Here is a 21,757-nt window from a genome sequence, read left to right as displayed (position 1 = left end):
AGCAGCCCAGGTGCCTACGGCGAGGGCTATTGAGTGGCCCGGGGAAGTCTGAGGGCAGGGCCGGTTACTCGCCAGTACCGGCGCGGGGAGAGGGAAGTTATCCTCGTGACGTGAACACGTGGACGACGACGTCCCCTCCTTCCCGCTCAGCTCGCCTGAGCGTCAACCGGCTGGCTTCGCTCGCCACCGGCTCCGGCCCCGCGCTCGAGGTCACACGCCCATGGGACGGCCAGCCACTCGGCGTCGTCCGCCAGGCCGCCGACGGCGAGGTCGAGGCAGCGGTGCTGCGCGCCCGCTCGGCGCAGAGGCAGTGGGCCGCAACCTCGCCCAAGGAGCGGGCCGCCGTCGTTCGCCGGTTCGCCACCTCCATCCTCGACCGGCGCGACGAGATCCTCGACCTCGTCCAAGAGGAGACCGGCAAGGCCCGTCTGGCCGCGCTCGAGGAGGTCCTCGACGCGTCGATGATCTCCTCGCACTACGCCCACACCGCCCCCGGGCTCCTCAAGCCCCGGCGCCGCGCCGGCGTGTTCCCCCTCTTCACGCAGACGAGCGAGCTGCGGCAGCCCAAGGGAGTGGTCGGGGTCATCACCCCCTGGAACTACCCCCTGACGCTCGTCGTGACCGACTCGGTCCCGGCGCTGCTCGCGGGGAACGCCGTCGTCGTCAAGCCCGACCACCAGACGCCGTTCAGCGCGCTGCTCGTACTCGACCTGCTTCTCGCGTCAGGCCTCCCTGACGGCCTCCTGCAGGTCGTGGTCGGCCCGGGACCGGCGGTGGGTCCGCCGCTCATCGGCGTCGTCGATTTCATGATGTTCACCGGCTCGACGGCGACGGGTCGGCTGGTCGCCCAGCAATGCGCGGCGAGGCTCATCGGCTTCTCCGCGGAGCTGGGCGGCAAGAACCCGCTCATCGTGATGGACGACGCCGACATCCCGGCCGCCGCTGCCGGCGCCGTCCGCGCCTGCTTCGCGAACGCGGGCCAGCTCTGCATCGCGCCCGAGCGGATCTACGTGCACGAGGCCGTCCGCGAGCGCTTCACGCATGCTTTCCTCGACGCAGTGGCGCAGATGAGCGTGGGGGCCGGGACCTCGTGGGGAAAGGACATGGGCTCGCTCATCTCACCCGCGCACCTTGCGAAGGTGCGGGCCCACCTCGACGATGCGGTGGCAAGGGGCGCGCGAGTCCTTGCCGGAGGCGCATCCCGGCCGGACCTCGGGCCGAGCTTCTTCGCGCCCACCGTCCTGACGGACGTGCCGGAGGACGCGAAGCTCGTTCGGGAGGAGACGTTCGGCCCCATCGTGGCGATCTACCCCGTGGCGTCGGAGGACGAGGCAATCGCGCGGGCCAACGACAGTGAACTCGGCCTCAACGCGAGCATTTGGACCACGCCGTCCCGCGGCAGGGCGCTCGCCGAGAGGATCGAGGCGGGAATGGTCAACGTCAACGAGGGCTACGGCGCCGCCTGGGCCTCGCACGGCGCGCCCATGGGCGGCTGGAAGGACTCGGGCGTGGGCCGCCGGCACGGCGACGAAGGCCTCCTCAAGTACACGGAGGCCCAGACGATCGCCGTCCAGCGCGGCGTGCCCGTCGCCCCGTTCGCCGGCATGAGCAACGAGACCTTCGCCAACCTGTTCACCCGGGCCGTGCGGATCCTCAACCGGGTCCGCTAACGCTAGCGGACGACGACGGCTGGTTGGCAAGATCGTTCCCATGACCTACCTTCCCGTCACCTCTGCACGCCCTGAGCCCCTCCGCGTCGGCCTCATCGGCGCCGGCTGGATGGGCTCCTTCCACGCCAAGAGCCTCGCGCAGCGCATCCCCGACGCGAGCCTCGCCGCCATCGCCGATCCCGCGCTCGAGTCGGCGCAGCCCCTCGCAGCCGAGCTCGGCGTCGCGCACGTGACCGCCGACCCGGGGGACCTGTTCGCGGATCCCGAGATCGACGCCGTCGTGATTGCCGCCCCGGCGCGCTTCCACGCCCAGCTCGCGATTGCTGCTGCCCGCGCCGGCAAGCACGTGTTCTGCGAGAAGCCCGCGTCCTTGGATCTCGACGAGTTCGCTCGCGTCGAGCAGGCGGTGGGCGAGGGAGGGATCCATTGGCAGGTCGGCTTCAACCGCCGCTACGCCGCAGACTTCCTCGCGGCTCGCCGGGACGTCGCGGACGGCGTCGTCGGCACGCCCCAGCTGCTCCGCTCGCTGACGCGCGATCCCGGCACGGGAAGCATCCGCAACGCCGATCGGGTGCCGCACGGGACGATCTTCGTCGAGACGCTCATTCACGACTTCGACGCCCTCAACTGGTTCAACTCGGGCGCCGAGCCGGTGAGCGTCTATGTAGCCGCCGACGCCTTGGTAGAACCGGAACTCAGGGGGATGGGCTTCATCGACACCGCCGTCGTGACGATCCGCTACGAGAACGGCGCGATCGCCGCTGCCGAGGCGAATTACTCCGCCCTCTACGGCTATGACGTCCGGGGTGAGGTGTTCGGTTCGCGCGGCATGGTCCAGGCCGGGCGCGCAACGGAGACGGCGGCGCTCCGGTTCGGGGCCAAGGGCCTCTCGGCCGAGACCCCTCGCCTCAACATCGAGCTCTTCGCGGACGCCTACACTGCCGAGCTCGCCGACTTCGTGGGGCAGGTACGGGCGAAGCGCGATGGCGGCGAGGCGCCAGACCACGGCGTTCCCCTCACGCCTGGGCTCGCCGACGCTCGGCGCGCGCTAGCCGTCGCCCGCGCCTGCATCGAGTCGGTGGAATCGGGGGAGGCGGTCCGGGTCGCTGCAATTCTGGGAGGATAGGTCGGGCTTCTCGCCCCGAGGGGCCCGCGGGAGGGATGAAGTGACGCAGGGTTATACGCACATCGTGATCGGTGCCGGGGCGATCGGCTCCGCCGCGGCCTACTGGCTTTCTCGCCGGCCGGAGACGAGGGTGCTCGTGATCGAGCAATTCGACCTCGTCAACACGCTCAACTCCTCGGGCGACGTCTCCCGCATCATCCGCCACGCCTACCACAGCACGGACTACACGACGCTCACGCCCGCCATGTTCGAGGCCTGGCACGAGATCGAGGAGCGCTCCGGCCTGCAGCTGTACGTCACGACCGGCGGTCTCGACCTCGCTACCTCGGCGGAGAGCAGCCTCGCCGAGCTCGGCGCCTACCGTGCGGCACTCGCGGCCGAGGGGATCCCGTACGAGGACCTCACAGCCCGCGAGATCCGGGCCCGGTACCCGCAATGGAACATCGATGACGATGTGAGCGGCATGTACCAGGAGGCGGGCGGCCTCATCGACATCCGGAAGAGCGTGGCTGCGCATACTTCGCTCGCCCTCGCCAACGGCGTCGAGTTCCTCCCGCACACGAAGGCGACCGACGTCGTCGTCCGCCCCGACAGCGTGACGGTGCGGACCGCGCGGGGCGACTTCGACGCGGACAATCTCGTGGTTGCCGCCGCGTCCTGGCTCGGCGAGCTCATGCCCGATCTCGGCCTCGACTACAGCCTCACGCTCTCACAGGAACAGGTCAGCTACTTCACGTCTCAGCACCTCGCTGAATTCACGCCCTCGAAGTTTCCCATCTGGATCTTCCATGGCGAGGAGACGTTCTACGGCTTCCCCGTCTATGGCGAGCCCGCGGTCAAAGTCGCGCGGGACATGCGCGGGCGGTTCATCGAAAGCGGCGAGCGGGTTTTCGAGGGCGACGACGGCGAGGCCGCGATCCTGCGCGGCTTCCTCGAGCGGTATCTGCCCGCAGCAGCCGGGCCTGTGTACGCGAACCGGACCTGCGTGTACGACATGGCGCCCGATCGCGACTTCGTCCTCGACACGCTGCCGCACGCACCGCACGTCGCGGTGTTCAACGGCGCTGGGCACGCGGGCAAGTTCGCGAGCCTCGTCGGGAAGATCCTCGCCGAGCTGCTGAGCGACGGCACCTCGTCGCTCCCGATCGATGCGTTTTCGCTGCGCCGTCCCGCGATCGCTGACCCGGCGTTCGAGCCCGTCTTCCGGCTCGGCTGAGGCTCCGGCCTGCTAGTTCGTCGCCTGAACGGCGCGCGTCAGCGGGCGACGGCGGGGGGCGGCGCCGTGCTCGTCCGCGCCTTGAGCTCTGGGGTGAGCAGGATCGTCTGCCCCTCGCCGCCGGAAAGGCCCTCGATGGCCTCGCCGAGCAGCCGCGCTGCCATGCGCCCCGCCTCGCGGCTCGCGTTGTCCACGCTCGTCAGGCCCAGGGCCCGGAGCCGGGCCGCGGGAGTGTCGTCGTAGCCGGCCAGGGACACGTCGGCGGGCACTGAGAGGCCGAGTTCCTCGGCTGCGGAGAGGGCGCCGAGGGCCGCCATGTCGTTGACAGCGAACACCGCCGTCGGCCGGTCGGGGGCCGCGAGCAGGCCGTGGCCTGCGCGATAGCCCGCGTCCTCTGTCAGCCCCGCGTCGACTGTGCGGAACTCGAGGCCAAGGCTGCGGGCTTCGGCCTCGAAGCCCGCCCTCCGCGCGTCGCCGACGGCGGTTCCCGGCGCCCCGAGGTGGGCGATCTTTCGGTGGCCCAGCGCGGCAAGGTGCCGCACGACGCGGCGGGCGCCCTCGGCGTCGTCGTTCGTGACAATGGAAGCGCCGGGCGCCTGCGCACGGGGTGAACCCACTTGGACCGCGCGCACCGGCGCGATCCGTGCGAGCGCCCGCTCCGCGCCGTCGAGCGTTCCGACGGCGGCGATTCCCTCGACGCGGAGTTCGAGGAAGCGCTCGACGAGCGAGGCCCCCTCGAGGCGCCAGTCGCCGAGAAGCGGTCTGAGGCCGACCGCGTGCAGCCCTTCCGAGAGACCCTCGACGGCCGGGACGAACCACGGGTTCCGGAGGTCGTCGAGGATGAGCCCGACGATCCCGCTGCGCGCCGAGCCCATCGCACGGGCCGCGGCGTTGGGACGATAGCCGAGCTCCTCGGCCGCCTCGAGAACTGCCCGCCGCTTGGCCTCGCTCACGTAGCCGGTGCCGCGGAGGGCCAATGACGCCGCCGACTTCGAAACGCCCGCGAGCGCCGCGACATCGAGGATGGTCACGGATCTGGCCACGCGGTCTCCTTTGTCAGAACAAAGCTTGACCGTAGGTCCGGTCACAGGGATACTCTAATGCGAACCTTGGAACGTTCCCACAGTGAACCCAATGTAGTGAACCCAATGTAGTGAAGCCAATGTGGAATCAGCCACGAAGGAGTGCCCAGTGAAGCAAGTGACCCTCGGACTCGTCGGCGTCGGACGGATCGGCGTCATGCACGCGCACAACATCGCCGCGCTCCGCGAGCAGTTCGCGGCCCGCTCCGTCGACCTTCGGCTCAAGCTCACCGATGTCGCCGAGGAGCATGCTCGCTCGGTCGCAGCCGAGGTCGGCGCTGAATTCGTGCCCGGCGGCGCCGCCGGGCTCATCGCCTCCGGGGTCGACGCCCTCGTGGTCGCGACCGGCACCCCGACGCACCCCGAGCTCATCCGCGCCGGCGTCGACGCGGGCATCCCCATCTTCTGTGAGAAGCCCGTCGCAGGCTCGGTCGCGGAGTCGCTCCCCGTCCTGGACTACATCACCGAGCATGGCGGCATCCTGCAGATCGGCCACCAGCGGCGCTTCGACGCCGGCTACCTCGAGGCCAAGCGCCGTTTCGACGCTGGCGAGATCGGTTGGATCCACTCGCTCCGCGCGATGACGGGCGACATGTTCCCGCCCTCGGTCGAGTTCATCGCGACCTCGGGGGGCCTGTTCCGCGACTGCTCAGTCCACGACTTCGACATCCTCCGCTGGCTCACCGGACGCGAGATCGTCGAGGTGTACGCGAAGGGCTCCAACAACGGGGACCCGGCGATCGGCCAGGTCGGCGACGTCGACACCGCGCTCGCCGTCGTGACGTTCGACGACGGCACAGTCGGCACCGTCTCCGCGACGCGGTACAACGGTGCTGGCCACGACGTCCGGCTCGAGGTCCAGGGCTCGAAATCATCCGTGATGGTCGGGCTCGACGACAAGACCGCACTCCGTTCGACTGAGGCGGGTGTCTCGTTCCCCGCTGGCGAGACGCACAAGACGTTCGCGGAGCGGTTCGACGCGGCGTACCGGGCGGAGCTCGCGGCGTTTGTGGAGCTCGTGCTCGGCGAACGGGCGAACCCGTGCGCACCCGAGGACGCCGTCGCGGCGTCCCGAGTGGCCGATGCCGCGCAGGAGTCGCTCGAGACGGGCCGCCCGGTACGGGTCAACGTTCCGGCGCGGGCCTAGCGCGCCGGGGCGGCTCGTTCCAGCCCACTTCTGAGGCGGCAAAGCACGGTTTGCCCGCGAAACGCCGCGTTCCTGAGTGGTTGGGAAAACACAACCGGGCGGGAGCGCGAAGACGCAGGCCAGGAGGCGGCCGACGAGGGCGGCGGGCTGGCCATGCGACCCAGCGTGGTCGACGGGGGCTAGCCTTTCCCCATGAATGCGACCCCCGCGCTCAGCCCGATGCCCCGAACGCTCGACGTCGAGTCACTCGATCAGTTCGACGAGCTCGTTGCAGGCGGCGCCCGGCAGATGTCGGGCTGGCATCTCCAGTCGATCGACTTCAGCGGACGCTCCGCTCAGCTGAAGGCCATGGATCCCTCGGGCGCCGTGTTTCTCGGCTGCGTTCTCGCGCCCGGGATGGACGACTCCCTCCGGGCGAGGGGCGCGCTCGTCTTTCCCGCGATCCCCGGCCTCCCGTTCAATCCCTACCGCCCCGGCCTCTACACCGGGCCGGAGCTCTATGAGGGCGTCGAATTCCGGCCCTACGAGGAGACCCCCGACGCCCTCATCTACGCTTGGACCAAGCAGCAGGGGAGGGCGGGGGTCGAGGGAGCCCTCTCGGTCGCGCTGCACGACCATCACATCGGCGAGTCCCTCCAGGATGCGCTCAAGGGCCCGTTTGCCGGCCGAAAGATCGTCGGCGTCATGGGTGGCCACGCGGCGCAGCGGGGGAGCCAGACGTACGACGACGCCGCTCGCCTCGGGCGCGGGCTCGCTGGGGCGGGGCTCGTGGTCGCCACGGGCGGCGGACCCGGGACGATGGAGGCCGCCAACCTCGGCGCGTATCTTTCTAGCGCCCCCGAGGACGAACTCGACGACGCTCTCCGCCGCCTCGCCGTCGTCCCCGGATTCCGCCCCTCGGTGAGCGCTTGGGCACGGGCCGCCCTCGCCGTCGTCGGTTCGCACCCGGGCGGGACTCCCAGCCTCGGCATCCCGACCTGGTTCTACGGCCACGAGCCGCCCAACATGTTCGCAACCCACATCGCGAAGTACTTCGCGAATGCCGTGCGTGAGGCAGTGCTGCTTGAGAAGGCCAATGGGGGAGTGGTGTTCCTCCCGGGCGCGGCGGGCACGGTGCAGGAAGTGTTCCAGGACGCTTGCGAGAACTACTACGCGACGCCGGAGGCTATCAACCCCATGGTCCTCATGGGCAAGCGCTACTGGACCGAGGAGCTTCCGGCGTGGTCCCTCCTCGAGCGTCTCGCGGCGGGCCGGGGGATGGCCGAGCGCGTCCACCTCGTGGACTCGGTGGACGAGGCGGTCGCGGTCCTGGCCGCATAGGTTGCACCGTCAGCTCCGCAGGGTGCGCACCCTGCGGAGCTGACGGCGCAACGAGAGGGGTGCCGCGGGAGGTTAGCCGACCGCCGCTCCGAAGATCCATCCCAGCACGTAGGTGACTGCTGCGGCGCCGAAGCCGATGAGCAGCTGCCGCATGGCGCGCCAGAGCGGCGAAGCGCCGGCGAGCAGGCCGACGACGGCGCCTGTCCCCAACAGCACCAAGCCCACCAACACCGCGGCGACCACGAGCGCGGAGACCCCGACCATCCCGAACAGGAACGGCAGGATCGGCACGATCGCCCCCGAGGCGAAGAAGCAGAAGCTGCTGATGGCAGCCTGCCAGGCGGAGCCGATCGCCTCGTGCTCGTCCTCCTCGGCCGCGCGCTCAGGCTGGAGCGAGAGGCTCGGGTCGCAGTCGCACGTGAAGTAGCCGAGGCGTTCGGCGGCGCGGTGTTCGGCCGCGGCTTGGCTCATGCCGCGGGCCTTGTAGACGAGCACGAGCTCGTTCTGGTCGAGGTCAAGGGCAGGAGCCGCCGTCAGGGTCACCTGCGTGGGGCGCGAGGCCGAGAGCAGTTCGCGCTGGGACCGCACGGAGATGTACTCACCGGCCCCCATCGACAGGGCCCCCGCGAGCAGACCGGCCACGCCCGAGAGCAGCACCACGTGGCTTGATACGCCCGAGGCCGCCATGCCGGTCACGAGTGAGAGGTTGCTGACGAGACCGTCGTTGGCCCCGAAGACAGCTGCACGGAACGAGCCGGAGAGCCTGGTGCGGCCCCGCACTGCGAGCCCCCGCACGACCTCCTCATGGATCCGCTCGTCCGCGGCCATTGCGGGGGTGGCGTAGGGATCGGTCGAGTACGGCGAGCGGCTTTCGGCCCGCTGGGCCATGGCGAGCACGAATACGGAGCCGAAGTGCCGAGCGAGGAAGCCCAGGATCTGGCTGCGCACGGAGGCGGCCCGAGGCCTGCCGATCTGATCTCCGAGGAGCGCGGTCCAGTGCGCCTCGTGACGCCCTTCGGCATCTGCGAGGCCAAGCAGGATCTCGCGCTCCTCGCCCTCACGACGGTCGGCAAGCGCGCGGTAGATCGAAGCCTCGGCGCGCTCGTCCGCGAGGTACTGCCGCCAGCGGCGATAGTCTGCCGGGGTCGGCTGCCGGGGCTTGTGGGCGGGTTCGGATGGGCTTGTAGTCGGCATGGTGCTCCTGGGCTGAGTGGGTATCTCGGGCCCCTTTGCCCACGCCACTCTAGCCCGGATTTTCGCGCTTTTTCGGCCGGTTCTCCAGCGCTCGAGACTTCGGCATGCCTCAATTTCCCGGGTGTCATCTGGGGCGACACATGGCGTCTGAGCCGCTCCCCGCCGTCGTCCGCCGGCCCCTGAAGCCGCGCTGCGCCGTCGTCCGGGGTCTTGGTGGGAAAATGACGCCGAGCGTAGGTGCGTCGAAGGCTGGAGGTCGCGATGCCGGGAGACAAGTCAGTGCCTGCCACGATGCGGGCGTGGGAAAGCGTCGGTGCGCCTGGCACCCGCGTCCGCCTCGTCGAGCGACCCGTTCCCGTCCCGTATGCCGGCGAAGTGCTCGTCGAGATCGAGGCGTGCGGCGTCTGCCGGACCGACCTGCACGTCACCGACGGCGACCTGCCCGTTCACCGGCCGCACGTCGTGCCGGGGCATGAGGCGGTCGGGCGCGTCGTCCGTGCTGGTCGGGGTGGGAGCCGGTTTGCGCCGGGTGACAGGGTGGGGATTCCCTGGCTGCGTCGAACGTGCGGCCTCTGCCGATGGTGCCGCTCAGGGCGCGAGAACCTGTGCGTCGACGCGCGCTTCACCGGATGGGACGACGACGGCGGGTACGCCGAGTACACGACCGTCCCTGAAGCTTTCGCCTACCGGATTCCGGACGAAGTGCCGGCCGAACAGGCGGCACCCCTCCTGTGCGCGGGGATCATCGGCTATCGTGCGTTGCGTCGGGCCAATCTCCCACCGGCCGGGCGGCTCGGTATCTACGGCTTCGGGGCCAGTGCCCATCTGACCGCACAGATCGCCATCGCCCAAGGGGTGGAGGTCCATGTGCTGACCCGCGGGCAGGAGGCCCACCAGCTGGCGCTCGAGCTCGGTGCTGCGTCAGCCGGCCCAGCCGAGGGCGGGCCGCCCGTGCCCCTCGACGCCTCGATCCTCTTCGCTCCGGCGGGCGAGCTGGTCCCCATCGCGCTCGCTGGCCTCGAACAGGGCGGCACGCTCGCCGTCGCCGGGATCCACCTGAGCGATATCCCGCCGCTGCAGTATCAGGCTCACCTGTTCCGCGAGCGGACGCTCACCTCAGTGACCGCCAACACCCGGCGTGACGGTGAGGAACTCTTCGCGCTCGCTGCGCGCCTCGGGCTGCGGGCCGCCGTCGTGCCCTACCCCTTCGAGGACGCTGACCGCGCGCTTGACGACCTTGCGGGAGGCGCGCACAGCGGGGTGGGCGTGCTGGTGCGGTGATTCCCAGAGGGCACCGAGCGTTGTCCTATAAACTCGACCTCCAGCAGCGGGGGCCCCTTCCGTTCCTGCGCGTCCCAGAGAGGCGACCTATGAAAGCCCTGCCCGTCGAGCCGAGCAACGCCGCTATCGCGATCGGTTCGAGGATCCGTGCCGCGCGGGAATCGCAGCGCATGACGATCGAGCAGGTGGCCGAGGCGGCTGGACTCTCGAAGGGCTTCCTCAGCCGGGTCGAGCGGGATGAGTCCTCGCCCAGCGTCTCCTCCCTCGTGACCCTGTGCCAAGTCCTCTCCCTCCCCATCGGCGACCTGTTTGCGACGCCGGAAACCCACCTGACCCGGGCGGACGAGGCGCCCCGCATTTCCCTGGGCGGCGAGGGAATCGTCGAGCGGCTGCTGACGGCGCGGTCCGAGCGGCGGCTCCAGATCATTCAGGCCGAGATCGAGCCCCGGGGAAAGGGGGAGTCGGATCTTTACGCCGTCGACTGCGACGTCGATGTGCTCCACGTGGTGCGCGGGCGGATCGAATTGATCATGACGAACGACAGGTACGAGCTCTCGGCCGGGGACACCCTCACATTCCCTGGCCGCGAGCCGCATTCGTGGGTCAATCCGACCGACAAGCCCACCACCGTCCTCTGGGTCCTGCTGCCGGCGGCCAGCCGTTAGCCTCCAGACACCCCGCCGACGGGTCAGTTCACCGGTCGGCCCCCGCTCCAGCCCACTTCTGAGGCCGGAAACTCGTGCCGTGCGGCGCCGCGCCGCGTTTCGGACCGATTGGGAAATCACAACCGGGCGGGAGCGGGCCGATCACCGGGTGAGCCGCCCCGTGAGTGCGGCCCTTACGTCCGTGACGAACCGATCCGGCTCATTCCAGATGGTTTCGGGGACGTAGCGGAGAGTGATGTAGCCGCCCAGAACGGCCGAGTTGTTGCGCTGACGGTCCTTTCGGACAGACGACCTGTCGGAGTGGTAGGAGACACCGTCAATCTCGACGATGAGGAATCCTCCGATGAGGAAGTCCACTCGTCCGATCCCCGGAACGTAGGCCTGCGGTTCGACCTCCAAACCGAGCTCGCGTGCGAGGGGGATGAGGAGAAGCAGGGCTTCGGCCTCGGGAAGGGACTCGACTCGTGGGTCGACCGCGCGGAGGGCCTGAAGTGCCGGGCCGCATTTCTGCGCGGCGAGATCCTCCTCGAAGAACGCGGTCCGGATGCCATGGAGCCTGACTGCCGACGCGACGAGGGGCACGGCGGCCTCTCGTGGAAGGCATCGAAGGGCGTGGAGGAGCACATCTTCGAGGGCCGCCAGAGGGAGGGAGTGATGCTTCGGATACCGAAGGCCGCGGTGGACCTTTGAGCTGACGCCCGCGACCGCTGCCCAGAGATTCGTCGAGTGCCCGTGGTCGCAGCCAAGGTGATATTGCGGCGGCGGGGTGCGGAGCCAGAGTCCGTAGTCGCGTGCGGCGGAAGCACACGTGACAACGGCGTTGTGCATGATGGCCGCGAGGTAGTCGCGTCGGCAGTCCTCCGCCGCATAGACGCCGCGCTTGGGCCTGGCGACGTGTCGGGCCAGGAAATCCAGGTCGGTCCGGCTGAGCCCGGCGTCCAGAAGGGCGGCGGAACGCGCCACGCCGCCCAGTGAGCTGAGGATTTGGAGAGGGTCCATGGGACCAGCAGCTCATGGACGCAAGGGGCGGCGGCGTTCCGGCGGAGGCCATGTGGACGACGCGCCGGGCCGGGACGCTGTGGAGGGCGAGTGGCGTTGCCGGGCCGCCGCGTTCCAGCCCATTTCTGGAGCTGCGGTTTCCGTGCCTCGGCAGACACGCCGCGCTCCCGACCGATTGGGAAAACACAACCGGGCGGGAGCGCGGGCGGGAGCGGGGGCCGGAGCGGGGCGGGAGCGGGGCGGGAGCGCGAGCGGGGGCGCGTCAGCCCACGTGCACCCACGGGCGCTCGGTCACGCGGGGCTCGGCCTCGCGGAGCACCTCGCGCGTCACGGGAGCGATCTCGCCCACGCCGAAGAACAGGAACTTGGTGAGGTTCATGACCGGGTTCCCCTCGGTCCACCGGAAGTAGATGTGCGGCATGAGCCCGGTGACGTTCCGCAGGTGCAGGAGGATCGCGGCGAGCGTGTTGGGCACGTTGTTCGAATGGACCTCGAGCACCTTGAACCCGTGGCGCTTGACGCCGCGCACGTCGAGTTCCTGTTCGAACTCGGAACTGTCGTCGACCACCACCTCGATGAACAGGATGTCGGCGTCCTCGGGCAGGTGGTTCGCGGCCCTCGCATGCTCGAGCTTGGTCTGATACCGCTCGGAGTCGAGGCGCTTCGGCTCGTGCGCGATGAGCCTGATGGGGCCTTGGTCCATCTCGGCCAGGAACTCGAGCGCCTGCTCGTCGAGCCGCACGAGGGTGGCTCGCAGTTCGAAGGAGCGGCGCACGCGCGAGGCGAAGCTCACCACGAGGATGCCGACGATGAACAGGGCTGCGATCCGGATGCCGTCCGGCCGTTCGAGGACGTTGGCGATGGTCGTGTAGAGGAACACGGCGCTCACCACCCCGAAGAACCACATGAGAGCCTTCTGTTTCTTCCGCCGCGCAGAGAGGGTTACGGCGATGGCAGCGGAGGTCATGAGGACGAGCACGCCGGTGGCGTACGCGCCGCCCTGCGCATCCACGTTCGCGTCGAAGATCCAGGTGATGAGGAAGCCGATTGCCGTGAAGACGAGGGTGAGCGGCCGCACGGCCCGCGTCCAGGCGGGCGCCATGCCGTACCGGGGGAGGTAGCGCGGGACGAGGTTGAGCAGACCCGCCATGGCCGAGGCCCCGGCGAACCACAGGATCGCGATCGTCGAGATGTCGTACACCGTCCCGAAGCCGTTGCCCATGTAGTGGTGCGCGAGGAACGCGAGCGCACGCCCGTCGGCCTTCCCGCCCGGCTGGAACTCCTGCTCCGGAATGAGCAGGATCGTCACGAAGCTCGAGGTGATGAGGAACGCGGACATGATGACGGCGGCGGTCGTCAGGAGGCGGTGGGTGCCCTTGATCCGCCCGGCGGGGTACTCGGGCTTGTCGTCCGGCCTGCCCTTGATCTGTGGCATGACGGCCACGCCGGTCTCGAAGCCGGAGAGGCCGAGGGCGAGCTTCGGGAAGACGATGAGTGCGATCCCGACCATGACGAGCGGGTTGCTGTGCTGGGTGGTGAGCGCGGTCCACCAGTTCGTGACGGCGACCCCGTCCGTGAACACGTGCGCGATCGCGACAAAGATGACGACGGCATTGAGCACGAGGTATACCCCGACAAGCACGACGGCGACGTTGATCGCCTCGCGGAAGCCCCGGAGGAAAACCACGCCGAGGAGCGCGATGAGCGCGAGCGTGATGATGACCTGCTGCCCGTGGAGGAACTGAGGCGCAAACGGGTTCTCGATGAGGTGGGCGCTCGCGTCGGCAGCCGAGAGCGTCATCGTGATCATGAAGTCGGTCGCGGCGAAGCCGAGGAGTGCGAGGACGAAGAGCTTGCCGCCCCATCGCGGCATGAGCCGTTCGAGCATCGCGATCGAGCCCTCGCCCTTGTGGCTCTCCTTCGCGACCCGCCGGTAGACGGGGAGCGCACCGAGGAGCGTGACGACGACGAGGATCACCGTCGCCATGGGCGCGAGCAGCCCTGCGGCGACGGCCGCGATGGCGGGCTGGTAGCCGAGCGTCGAGAAGTAGTCGACGCCGGTGAGGCACATGACCTTCCACCATGAGGACGGCTTGTGCTCTTCCTTGGGGACCCCGTGGGGCCCGGGGTGATGACCCGAGGCTTCGGGCATGCCTTCGAGCAGCCAGGAGCGGAAGCCACCGCCCGTGTGCCGTCTGCGGTCCGATGGTTCGGCCGGCGGCCGGGTGAGTGTGGTCATGGCTCCTGCTTCTTCGAATCTCCTGCTGGGAGACTAGGCCCGCCCCGTCGCGCAGATGGGACCTTTTACGCATCCTTAACTGCTCGTGTAGCGCGTCTCACATTGGCGGCACGACTGTTGAAATGAAAGGAAACGCTCCGTCGTCGCCCGTTCATAGGAAACAAGAGGTGCATAAAGGGCAACTCTGCTGTAGTGTGAATCACAACGCCAAGAACTCTGGAGGAACCCCTTGGAAGAGCTGCGCATCGAGGACAATGGTCGGCTCGGCCCGATCGACTCGTCCCGCATCCCCCGCTTTGCCGGCGCCGCGACGTTCGCCCGGCTGCCGCGCTTGGACCAGGTCGAGAGCGCCGACGTCGCGATTGTCGGCGTCCCCTTCGACAGCGGCGTCTCCTACCGGCCCGGCGCGCGCTTCGGCGCCAATCACGTGCGCGAGGCGAGCCGCCTCCTGCGCCCGTACAACCCCGCCCTTGACCTCTCTCCGTTCGCTGAGGCGCAGGTCGCCGACGCGGGGGACGTGCCCGTCAACCCGTTCAACATCAACGCGGCCATCGAGACCATCCAGCAGAACGCCCTCGACCTCACGGAAGACGGCGCACGCCTCCTCACGATAGGCGGCGACCACACGATCGCCCTCCCGCTGCTCCGTGCGGCGGCGGAGCGCACGGGCGGCCCCGTCGCCCTCCTGCACTTCGATGCGCACCTCGACACGTGGGACACCTACTTCGGCGCTGAGTACACGCACGGCACCCCGTTCCGCCGCGCGGTCGAAGAAGGCATCCTCGACACCGATGCGCTGAGTCACGTCGGCACGCGGGGGCCGCTGTACGGCAAGCGGGACCTCGAGGACGATCGCCGCTTCGGCTTCGGCATCGTCACGTCGTCCGACGTCTACTACCAGGGCGTGCGGGAGACCGTCGCGAAGCTCCGCGACCGCATCGGCGACCGCCCGCTCTACGTCTCGGTCGACATCGACGTCCTCGACCCCGCCCACGCGCCGGGCACGGGAACGCCCGAGGCCGGCGGCATCACGAGCCGCGAACTCCTCGAGATCCTCCGCGGCCTCCGCGGCCTCAACCTCGTGGGCGCCGACGTCGTCGAGGTCTCCCCGGCTTACGACCACGCCGAGCTCACCGGAGTCGCTGCGAGCCACGTCGCCTACGACCTCGTCTCGCTCATGAGCGAACTGCCGAAGGCAGCAAACCGCACCGAGCGGGGGGCGGCCCAGCGGACGACGGCGGGTGCTCAGTGAGCACGGAATCGGCGGCAGAGCAGCGGGAACAGCACCGCAACGGCGGCGACCTCGTCGTCGAGACGCTCGAAGCCCTCGGGGCGAAGACCGTGTTCGGCATCCCCGGCCAGCACGCGCTGGGCCTCTTCGACGCGATGGGCCGCGGGAACCTCAAGTTCGTCTCGAGCCGCGTCGAGAACAACTCGGCGTTCGCCGCGGACGGCTACTCCCGGGCCACGGGCGAAGTCGGCGTCCTCTTCCTCTCTACCGGCCCCGGCGCACTCACGTCGCTCGCAGGCCTCCAGGAGGCGTACGCGACAGGCGTCCCGATGGTCGTGATCGCGAGCCAGATCCCGCTCGAGGGCCTCGGCGCCCGGCGGAAGGGCATGCTGCACCAGCTCGACGACCAGAAGGCGTCGGCTGCGAACGTCACCAAGAGCCAACGCCTCATCCAGCATGCCTCAGGCATCCCGTCCGCGATTCAGGACGCGTGGACCGACGCGATCTCCTCGCCCCAGGGTCCGGTGTGGGTGGAGATCCCGCAGAACGTCCTGCTCGATCCGATCGTCGTCCCGCCCGTCGAGGACGCCCTCGCCATCGCCGCTGACAACCCGCCGCGCGTCGAGCTCGTCCGCGAAGCCGTCAAATGGCTCACGACGGCGCAGCGCCCCGCGATCATCGCGGGCGGCGGGGTGCGCCGTGGGCACGCGGAGAAGTCCCTGCTCGCGCTCGCGGAGCGGCTGCGCGCCCCCGTCATCAGCACCCCCGGTGGCAACGGCGCCTTCCCCTGGACGCACCCGCTCTCGCTGCAGTCCTGGGTCGAGGACCGGCACATGACCGACGTCCTCGAGGACGCCGACGTGCTCGTCGTCGTCGGCTCCTCCCTCGGCGAGGTGACCTCGAACTACTTCACGTTCGAACCTCGCGGGCGCATCATCCAGATCGACGCCGAGCCGCGGGTTCTCGAGTCGAACCGTCCGGGTCTCGGCATCCGCGCGGATGCGGGGCAGGCCCTCGCCGCGCTGAACGCGGCCCTCGAAGCCTTCGAGCAGGCCGGGGATGGCCGGCCCCTCAAGCCTGACTGGCATGGGAAGACGCCCGAGCAGCTCGTCGCGGACTCCCTCGCCGCGGTTCGGGCCCGCCTCGAGTCGCAGGACCTTGCGAAGGAGCTCCGCTTCATGGCGGACATCCGTGCGGCCGTCCCCGACGACATGCAGACGTTCTGGGACATGACCATCGCAGCGTACTGGGCCTGGAGCTGCTGGGACGCGCGGCAGGGCCAGTTCCACTCGGCCCAGGGCGCGGGCGGCCTCGGCTTCGGCTTCCCCTCGGCGATCGGGGGCGCCGTCGGCCTCGAGACCATCGGCCGGCCATCGCGCGTGCTCGCCGTCTCGGGCGACGGCTCCGCGATGTACTCGATCAGCGAGCTCGCCACGGCGCGCCAGCACAATGTGCCCGTCACGTGGCTCATCGTCGACGACGGCGGCTACGGGATCCTGCGCGAGTACATGGTCGGCGCGTTCGGCAAGGCGACGGCGACCGAGCTCGCTCGCCCCGACTTCGTGAAGCTCGCCGAGTCGTTCGGAGTGCCTGCCCGGAAGGTCGCGCCCGAGGACGTCCGGGAGGCGCTCGAAGCCGGCTTTGCTGCGGACGGGCCGAACGTCGTCGTCGTCGAAACGCAGCTGAGGATGTTCGCTCCGACCCACCTCGACGTGCAGTAGCCGGCTCGGTGCAGTAGCCCGCTCGGTCAGTAGCCCGCTCGGTCAGTAGCCCGCGGCTCCTCCGCCGTACTCCCTTTTTCGTTGCGCCGTCACCTTTGCAGGGTTCTCACCCTGCAAAGGTGACGGCGCGACATGTTTAAGCGTCATCCCCTCATTTAAGCGTCATCCCTCACATTAGTTTGCCTAAGCAACCTTCTTGACATATAGTTGCTGCAAGCAATCAATCGAGGGAAGTGACGCCATGCCCGTCGAACCGCAGACCGTCCAGGACCTGATCCACAACGTCTTGGACCTCCAGCGAGTCCTCCGGTGCATCGCCCACGACCGTAGGGCAGCCGACGTCGGAACCGCCGAGGCCGGAGTGCTCCGCATGATCAGCGAGTTCGGCGGCCGCGCCGTCGACATCGCGGAGAAGCTCAACGTGAGCCCGCCCGTGCTGAGCCGGCACATCGCCGAGCTCCAGGAGCGGGGACTCGTTGCCCGGCGGCGGGACCCCGAGGACCGGCGCGCCCAGCTGCTCGAGCTCACGGAGGCCGGCAAGGCCAAGCTCGCGGAGGTCGAGGAAGCCCGGATCTCGCTGCTCCTCGACATGCTCAAGGGCTGGGACGAGGCCGATGCCGCCACGTGCAAGGACCTCGTCGGACGGCTTACCGAGACGATCCGCGAGGCAGCCCACTCCGGCCCCCTCAAGGTCACCCACCCCCTCGATACGGACCCCGAACAGAAGGAGGAAGCGCTTGCTGCCCGCTGACGCACCGGCACCGCAGATGACGCACCGCCAGATCCTCGAGGCCCTCACCGGCCTCCTCGCCGCGTTCTTCACGGCGATCCTCTCGAGCACCATCGTCTCGAACGCCCTCCCGACCATCATGGCGGACCTCAAGGGCAACCAGACCGACTTCGCCTGGGTCATCACAGCCTCGCTCCTCGCGAGCGCCGTGACGGTCCCCATCTGGGGCAAGCTGGCCGACCTCTTCGACAAGAAGCTCCTGACCCAGCTCAACATCATCATCTTCGTGATCGGCTCGGTCGTGGCCGGCATCTCGCAGAGCATCCCCGAGATGATCGGGGCGCGAGTGGTCCAGGGCATCGGCATGGGCGGCCTCATGGCGCTCGCCCAGGCGATCATCGGCGCGATGATCCCGCCGCGCGAGCGCGGCCGCTACTCCGGCTACATGGGCGCGGTCATGGCTGTAGGCACGGCGGGCGGCCCGCTCCTCGGCGGCTTCATCGTCGATTCGCCCCTCGGCTGGCGCTGGACCTTCTTCGTCTGCGTCCCGCTCGCCATCATCTCGCTCATCCTCATCCAGGCCACGCTCAAGCTGACCCACGTCCGCCGCCCGGCGAAGATCGACTGGCTCGGCGCCCTCCTCCTCGCGGCGTCCGTGAGCACGCTCCTGATCTGGGTCTCCTTCGCGGGCCAGGCCGGCTACTACGACTGGTGGTCCTGGCAGACCGCCGCGATGGTGGGCGGTGCGCTCGTCGGCGTCGCCCTGCTCATGGTCGTCGAGTCCAAGGTCGCCCAGCCGATCATCCCGCTCAAGATCATCGCGAATCGCACGACGGCGCTCAGCGTCATCGCGTCGTCGGCCGTCGGCGTGTCGATGTACGCGTCGTCGTCCTTCCTCGGCCAGTACTTCCAGGTCGCCCGCGGCGCCACGCCGACCGATGCCGGCCTTCTGACGCTCCCGATGATCGCCGGCAACTTCATCGGTTCGGTCGTCACCGGCCAGCTCATCTCACGCTTCGGCAAGTGGAAGGCGTACCTCGTCAGCGGCACCGTGTTCATCGCGGCGGGCATGGGCCTGCTCGGTACGATCGACCACACGACGAACCTCACCGTCACCGGCCTCTTCTCGGCCCTGCTCGGCCTCGGCCTCGGCATGACCATGCAGAACCTCGTGCTCGCGGTCCAGAACACGGTCCCGGTTGCGATCATCGGCACGGCGAGCTCGACGGTCGCGTTCTTCCGCTCGGTGTTCGGCGCCATCGGCGTCCTGGTACTGGGCACCATCCTGAACAACCAGTCGACGGATCTCATCACCCAGGGCCTCGCGGCCAAGGGCATCAAGATGACCGCGGGTTCGATGGACGGGGCGAGCCTGGACTTCAACGACATGCCTGCGCCCATCGCCGACATCGTGCGCAGCGCGTTCGGGGATGCCTCCGCCCGCTCGTTCCTCGTCGCCGGCATCGTCGCGGTCGTCGCGTTCATCGCGGTCCTCTTCATCAAGGAGGTCCCGCTGCGCCGCACCGTGGACATTGTCGACGCTTCGAAGGCCGTCTCGAACGACGGCGGTGCCGCGCCGTCCGCCGTCGCAGCCTCCGCCGTCGGTGGGCGGCACACGGACGACGACGCCAACCTGCCCGAGGCGCCCGGCTCGCCGTCGTTCGCTCCCGGCACGCTGCCGCCCCTGCGCCGGGCTGCGGTCCGGGCGGCGCTGGCGGCGTCGTCGCAGGGCAGCTCCTTGCAGGCCGGCGAGGCCGAGGAGTCGCAGCTCGAGAGCGAGCTGCAGCTCCTCCTCGCCGAGGCGGACGAGTCCGTGATGGCGGAGGTTCCGCTCACGGCCTCCGAGACCCTCGCGGCACTCCAGGAGACGCAGCGGCTCCTAGCCGTCCAGCAGGCCAAGCTCGCAACCGTCATGTCCCGCATCGCCGATCAGCTTGCCGCACAACAGCAGCTGGCCGCCCAGCAGAAGGCCATGGCGGAGCGGCAGGAGGAGACCGCCAGGGCCCTCGGCGGGATCAAGCAGGAGCTCGACGCCGAGCGGGAGCTCCAGAAGGAAGCCGCGCTATACCTCGCGACGCGTGGGCGGCATAGCGCGAACTGAGGCGTTTTCATTCCTGAAAGCCAATTCGAGAGGCTGCGGACTGCAACTGTCCGCAGCCTCTCGAATTACTCCCTAGGGAGGATCCCCGTCGGCGCGGTCCGGGACTAATCTGGACGTGCTCTGCGGAGTCTGCTCCCGCGAGCTGGCTCCTGCGGAGCGTTGCCCGGAAGCGGGCCCGACCGAAGGACACCGATGCTCGTCACCCTCCTCAGACGCTATGGCGCCCGCTATTGGCCGTCGATCCTCGCCGTAGCGGTCTTCCAGCTCGCCACCACCATCGCGACCCTCTACCTCCCGAGCCTCAACGCCCAGATCATCGACCAGGGCGTCGCGAAGGGCGATCCGGGCTATATCTGGCAGCAGGGCGAGATCATGCTCGGCGTCGCGCTCGCGCAGGTCGCGACGGCCATCCTCGCCGTCTACTTCGGCTCGAGGACCGCGATGGCGTTCGGCCGGGACCTCCGCCAAGGAGTGTTCCGGAGGGTCGCGGCCTTCTCGTCCCAGGACGTGCAGCGCTTCGGCGCGCCCACCTTGATCACCCGCGGCACGAACGACGTCCAGCAGGTCCAGATGGTCCTGCTCATGGGGCTGAACTTCATGGTCTCGACGCCCATCATGTGCGTGGGCGGCATCATCATGGCGCTCCGCGAGGACGCGGGGCTCTCGTGGCTCGTGTGGGTCTCGGTCGGCGTGCTGTTCGCCGTCGTCGGGTTCCTCGTCTACCTGCTCATGCCGCTCTTCCGCGGGATGCAGACCCGGATCGACGCCATCAACGGCGTGCTGCGCGAGCAGATCATCGGCATCCGCGTGGTCCGCGCGTTCGTGCGCGAGGAGTATGAGGAGGAGCGCTTCGCGGATGCGAACCGGGCCCTCACGGACGTCTCGCTCAAGGTCGGGCGCATCTTCGTGCTCATGTTCCCGATCATCATGCTGCTCCTGCAGGTCGCGACCGCGGCTGTCCTCTACTTCGGCGGACACCGCGTGGACACCGGGGACATGCAGGTCGGCTCGCTCACGGCCTTCATGCAGTACCTCCTCCAGATCCTCATGGCCGTCATGATGGGCACGTTCATGGCGATGATGATCCCGCGCGCGAGCGTGTGCGCGGACCGCATTGGTGAGGTGCTCGACGTCGAACCTTCCATGGGCGAGCCGGGCGAGCCCGTGGTGCCGGCCCGCAGCGAGGGCGTGCTCGAGTTCAGGAACGTCTCGTTTGCTTATCCCGGGGCTGAGGCGCCCGTGCTGAGCGGGATCACGTTCACGGCCAGGCCGGGCCAGACCGTGGCGATCATCGGCTCGACCGGCTCGGGCAAGTCGACGCTCCTGAGCCTCGTTCCGCGGCTCTACGACGTCGCGTCCGGCGAGGTCCTCCTCGACGGCGTCCCCGTCAACAGGATGCCTCGCCACGAGATCACGTCCCGCGTGGCCATGGTGCCCCAGCGGCCCTACCTCTTCTCCGGCACGATCGCGCACAATTTGCGGTTCGGGAAGGAAGCGGCGTCCGACGACGAGCTGTGGGATGCGCTGACCGTCGCCCAGGGCGCGGAGTTCGTCCGCGCGAAGGCGCGGGGGCTTGAGTCCGGGATCTCGCAGGGCGGCACGAACGTCTCGGGCGGCCAGCGCCAGCGGCTGTGCATTGCGCGCGCCCTCGTCGCCGAGCCGAAGGTCTACCTCTTCGACGATTCGTTCTCCGCGCTCGACGTCACGACCGATGCACGCCTGCGCCGCGCGCTCAGGGAGAGGACGCGGGAGGCGACCGTCGTCATCGTCGCGCAGCGCGTCTCGACCATCGTCGACGCCGATCACATCCTGGTTCTCGACAATGGCAAGATCGTCGACCGGGGCACACACGAGGAACTGCTCGAGACATCGCCGACGTACCAGGAGATCGTGCAGTCCCAGATATCAGCGGAAGAAGCCGAGAGCGTCGCGGGTGCCGGCGCGGGCACCGGAGCGGGAGCAGCGGGGGAGCAGGCATGAGCCAGGATCAGACGGGCCAGGATCAGGCGGGCCAGGATCAGACGGGCCAAGAGCG

General features: G+C 69.2%; 16 protein-coding genes. 12 read left to right on the top strand and 4 right to left on the bottom strand.

Features of this window, described 5'->3' with window-relative positions:
• Window positions 1-110 precede the first annotated feature (110 nt).
• The 3 genes from L0M17_RS15635 to solA are packed head-to-tail and all read left to right on the top strand — an operon-like array spanning window position 111 to window position 4,012.
• On the top strand, window positions 111-1,670 hold the full coding sequence (locus tag L0M17_RS15635) for a succinic semialdehyde dehydrogenase (protein WP_241055152.1): 1,560 nt from the start codon (window positions 111-113) through the stop codon (window positions 1,668-1,670).
• 40 nt (window positions 1,671-1,710) lie between these two features.
• Window positions 1,711-2,796, top strand: a complete 1,086-nt coding sequence (locus L0M17_RS15630) for a Gfo/Idh/MocA family oxidoreductase (RefSeq protein WP_241055151.1) — start codon at window positions 1,711-1,713, stop codon at window positions 2,794-2,796.
• A gap of 40 nt (window positions 2,797-2,836) precedes the next feature.
• Window positions 2,837-4,012, top strand: a complete 1,176-nt coding sequence (gene solA / locus L0M17_RS15625) for an N-methyl-L-tryptophan oxidase (protein ID WP_241055149.1) — start codon at window positions 2,837-2,839, stop codon at window positions 4,010-4,012.
• Window positions 4,013-4,050: 38 nt separating this feature from the next.
• On the opposite strand, the gene L0M17_RS15620 is transcribed toward solA, so the two are convergent.
• Window positions 4,051-5,055 (bottom strand): LacI family DNA-binding transcriptional regulator, encoded by a 1,005-nt coding sequence (locus L0M17_RS15620; protein ID WP_241055147.1) that lies wholly within the window; start codon window positions 5,053-5,055, stop codon window positions 4,051-4,053.
• A 148-nt stretch (window positions 5,056-5,203) separates the two neighbouring features.
• Between L0M17_RS15620 and L0M17_RS15615 the strand changes: the two genes are divergently transcribed.
• Window positions 5,204-6,241 (top strand): Gfo/Idh/MocA family oxidoreductase, encoded by a 1,038-nt coding sequence (locus L0M17_RS15615; RefSeq protein WP_241055145.1) that lies wholly within the window; start codon window positions 5,204-5,206, stop codon window positions 6,239-6,241.
• A 192-nt stretch (window positions 6,242-6,433) separates the two neighbouring features.
• On the top strand, window positions 6,434-7,561 hold the full coding sequence (locus tag L0M17_RS15610; RefSeq protein ID WP_241055143.1) for an LOG family protein: 1,128 nt from the start codon (window positions 6,434-6,436) through the stop codon (window positions 7,559-7,561).
• 72 nt (window positions 7,562-7,633) lie between these two features.
• Here the strand turns inward: L0M17_RS15610 and L0M17_RS15605 are convergent, their stop codons facing one another.
• Window positions 7,634-8,755 (bottom strand): VIT1/CCC1 transporter family protein, encoded by a 1,122-nt coding sequence (locus tag L0M17_RS15605; RefSeq protein WP_241055141.1) that lies wholly within the window; start codon window positions 8,753-8,755, stop codon window positions 7,634-7,636.
• Window positions 8,756-9,016: 261 nt separating this feature from the next.
• On the opposite strand from L0M17_RS15605, the gene L0M17_RS15600 reads away from it, so the two are divergent.
• Together L0M17_RS15600 and L0M17_RS15595 are read left to right on the top strand one after the other, a co-directional pair.
• Complete coding sequence (locus tag L0M17_RS15600) at window positions 9,017-10,036, top strand: zinc-dependent alcohol dehydrogenase family protein (RefSeq protein WP_372498034.1); 1,020 nt, start codon at window positions 9,017-9,019, stop codon at window positions 10,034-10,036.
• Between the two features lie 89 nt (window positions 10,037-10,125).
• Window positions 10,126-10,701, top strand: coding sequence for a helix-turn-helix domain-containing protein (locus L0M17_RS15595; RefSeq protein ID WP_241055139.1), 576 nt, complete (start codon window positions 10,126-10,128; stop codon window positions 10,699-10,701).
• Between the two features lie 141 nt (window positions 10,702-10,842).
• Here the strand turns inward: L0M17_RS15595 and L0M17_RS15590 are convergent, their stop codons facing one another.
• Both L0M17_RS15590 and L0M17_RS15585 read right to left on the bottom strand, forming a co-directional pair.
• Window positions 10,843-11,700: an endonuclease domain-containing protein gene (locus tag L0M17_RS15590; RefSeq protein WP_241055137.1), complete on the bottom strand. Its 858-nt coding sequence runs from the start codon at window positions 11,698-11,700 to the stop codon at window positions 10,843-10,845.
• A 262-nt stretch (window positions 11,701-11,962) separates the two neighbouring features.
• A complete protein-coding gene (locus tag L0M17_RS15585; RefSeq protein ID WP_241055135.1) occupies window positions 11,963-13,939 on the bottom strand; it encodes an APC family permease in 1,977 nt (658 codons plus the stop codon).
• A gap of 229 nt (window positions 13,940-14,168) precedes the next feature.
• Between L0M17_RS15585 and speB the strand changes: the two genes are divergently transcribed.
• The 5 genes from speB (at window position 14,169) to L0M17_RS15560 (ending at window position 21,702) form a co-directional block, all read left to right on the top strand.
• A complete protein-coding gene (gene speB, locus L0M17_RS15580; protein ID WP_241055133.1) occupies window positions 14,169-15,191 on the top strand; it encodes an agmatinase in 1,023 nt (340 codons plus the stop codon).
• Complete coding sequence (locus tag L0M17_RS15575) at window positions 15,188-16,891, top strand: thiamine pyrophosphate-binding protein (RefSeq protein WP_241055131.1); 1,704 nt, start codon at window positions 15,188-15,190, stop codon at window positions 16,889-16,891. The genes speB and L0M17_RS15575 overlap by 4 nt, the downstream gene beginning before the upstream one ends.
• Before the next feature lie 241 nt (window positions 16,892-17,132).
• A complete protein-coding gene (locus tag L0M17_RS15570) occupies window positions 17,133-17,642 on the top strand; it encodes a MarR family winged helix-turn-helix transcriptional regulator (RefSeq protein WP_241055129.1) in 510 nt (169 codons plus the stop codon).
• 16 nt (window positions 17,643-17,658) lie between these two features.
• A complete protein-coding gene (locus L0M17_RS15565; RefSeq protein WP_241056474.1) occupies window positions 17,659-19,722 on the top strand; it encodes an MDR family MFS transporter in 2,064 nt (687 codons plus the stop codon).
• A gap of 192 nt (window positions 19,723-19,914) precedes the next feature.
• A complete protein-coding gene (locus L0M17_RS15560; RefSeq protein WP_241055127.1) occupies window positions 19,915-21,702 on the top strand; it encodes an ABC transporter ATP-binding protein in 1,788 nt (595 codons plus the stop codon).
• Window positions 21,703-21,757 lie beyond the last annotated feature (55 nt).

The sequence above is a fragment of the Sinomonas terrae genome (assembly GCF_022539255.1).
Taxonomy (GTDB): domain Bacteria; phylum Actinomycetota; class Actinomycetes; order Actinomycetales; family Micrococcaceae; genus Sinomonas; species Sinomonas terrae.
Note: the sequence above shows the minus strand (reverse complement) of the source record. Positions and strands in the feature narration are given on the sequence as shown.

Coding starts and splice junctions, on each gene's coding strand:
- L0M17_RS15565 (WP_241056474.1), top strand. CDS start 17,659: ATGACGCACCGCCAGATCCTCGAGGCCCTCACCGGCCTCCTCGCCGCG.
- L0M17_RS15560 (WP_241055127.1), top strand. CDS start 19,915: ATGCTCGTCACCCTCCTCAGACGCTATGGCGCCCGCTATTGGCCGTCG.
- L0M17_RS15585 (WP_241055135.1), bottom strand. CDS start 13,939: ATGACCACACTCACCCGGCCGCCGGCCGAACCATCGGACCGCAGACGG.
- L0M17_RS15590 (WP_241055137.1), bottom strand. CDS start 11,700: ATGGACCCTCTCCAAATCCTCAGCTCACTGGGCGGCGTGGCGCGTTCC.
- L0M17_RS15605 (WP_241055141.1), bottom strand. CDS start 8,755: ATGCCGACTACAAGCCCATCCGAACCCGCCCACAAGCCCCGGCAGCCG.
- L0M17_RS15600 (WP_372498034.1), top strand. CDS start 9,017: ATGCCGGGAGACAAGTCAGTGCCTGCCACGATGCGGGCGTGGGAAAGC.
- L0M17_RS15630 (WP_241055151.1), top strand. CDS start 1,711: ATGACCTACCTTCCCGTCACCTCTGCACGCCCTGAGCCCCTCCGCGTC.
- L0M17_RS15610 (WP_241055143.1), top strand. CDS start 6,434: ATGAATGCGACCCCCGCGCTCAGCCCGATGCCCCGAACGCTCGACGTC.
- L0M17_RS15595 (WP_241055139.1), top strand. CDS start 10,126: ATGAAAGCCCTGCCCGTCGAGCCGAGCAACGCCGCTATCGCGATCGGT.
- L0M17_RS15570 (WP_241055129.1), top strand. CDS start 17,133: ATGCCCGTCGAACCGCAGACCGTCCAGGACCTGATCCACAACGTCTTG.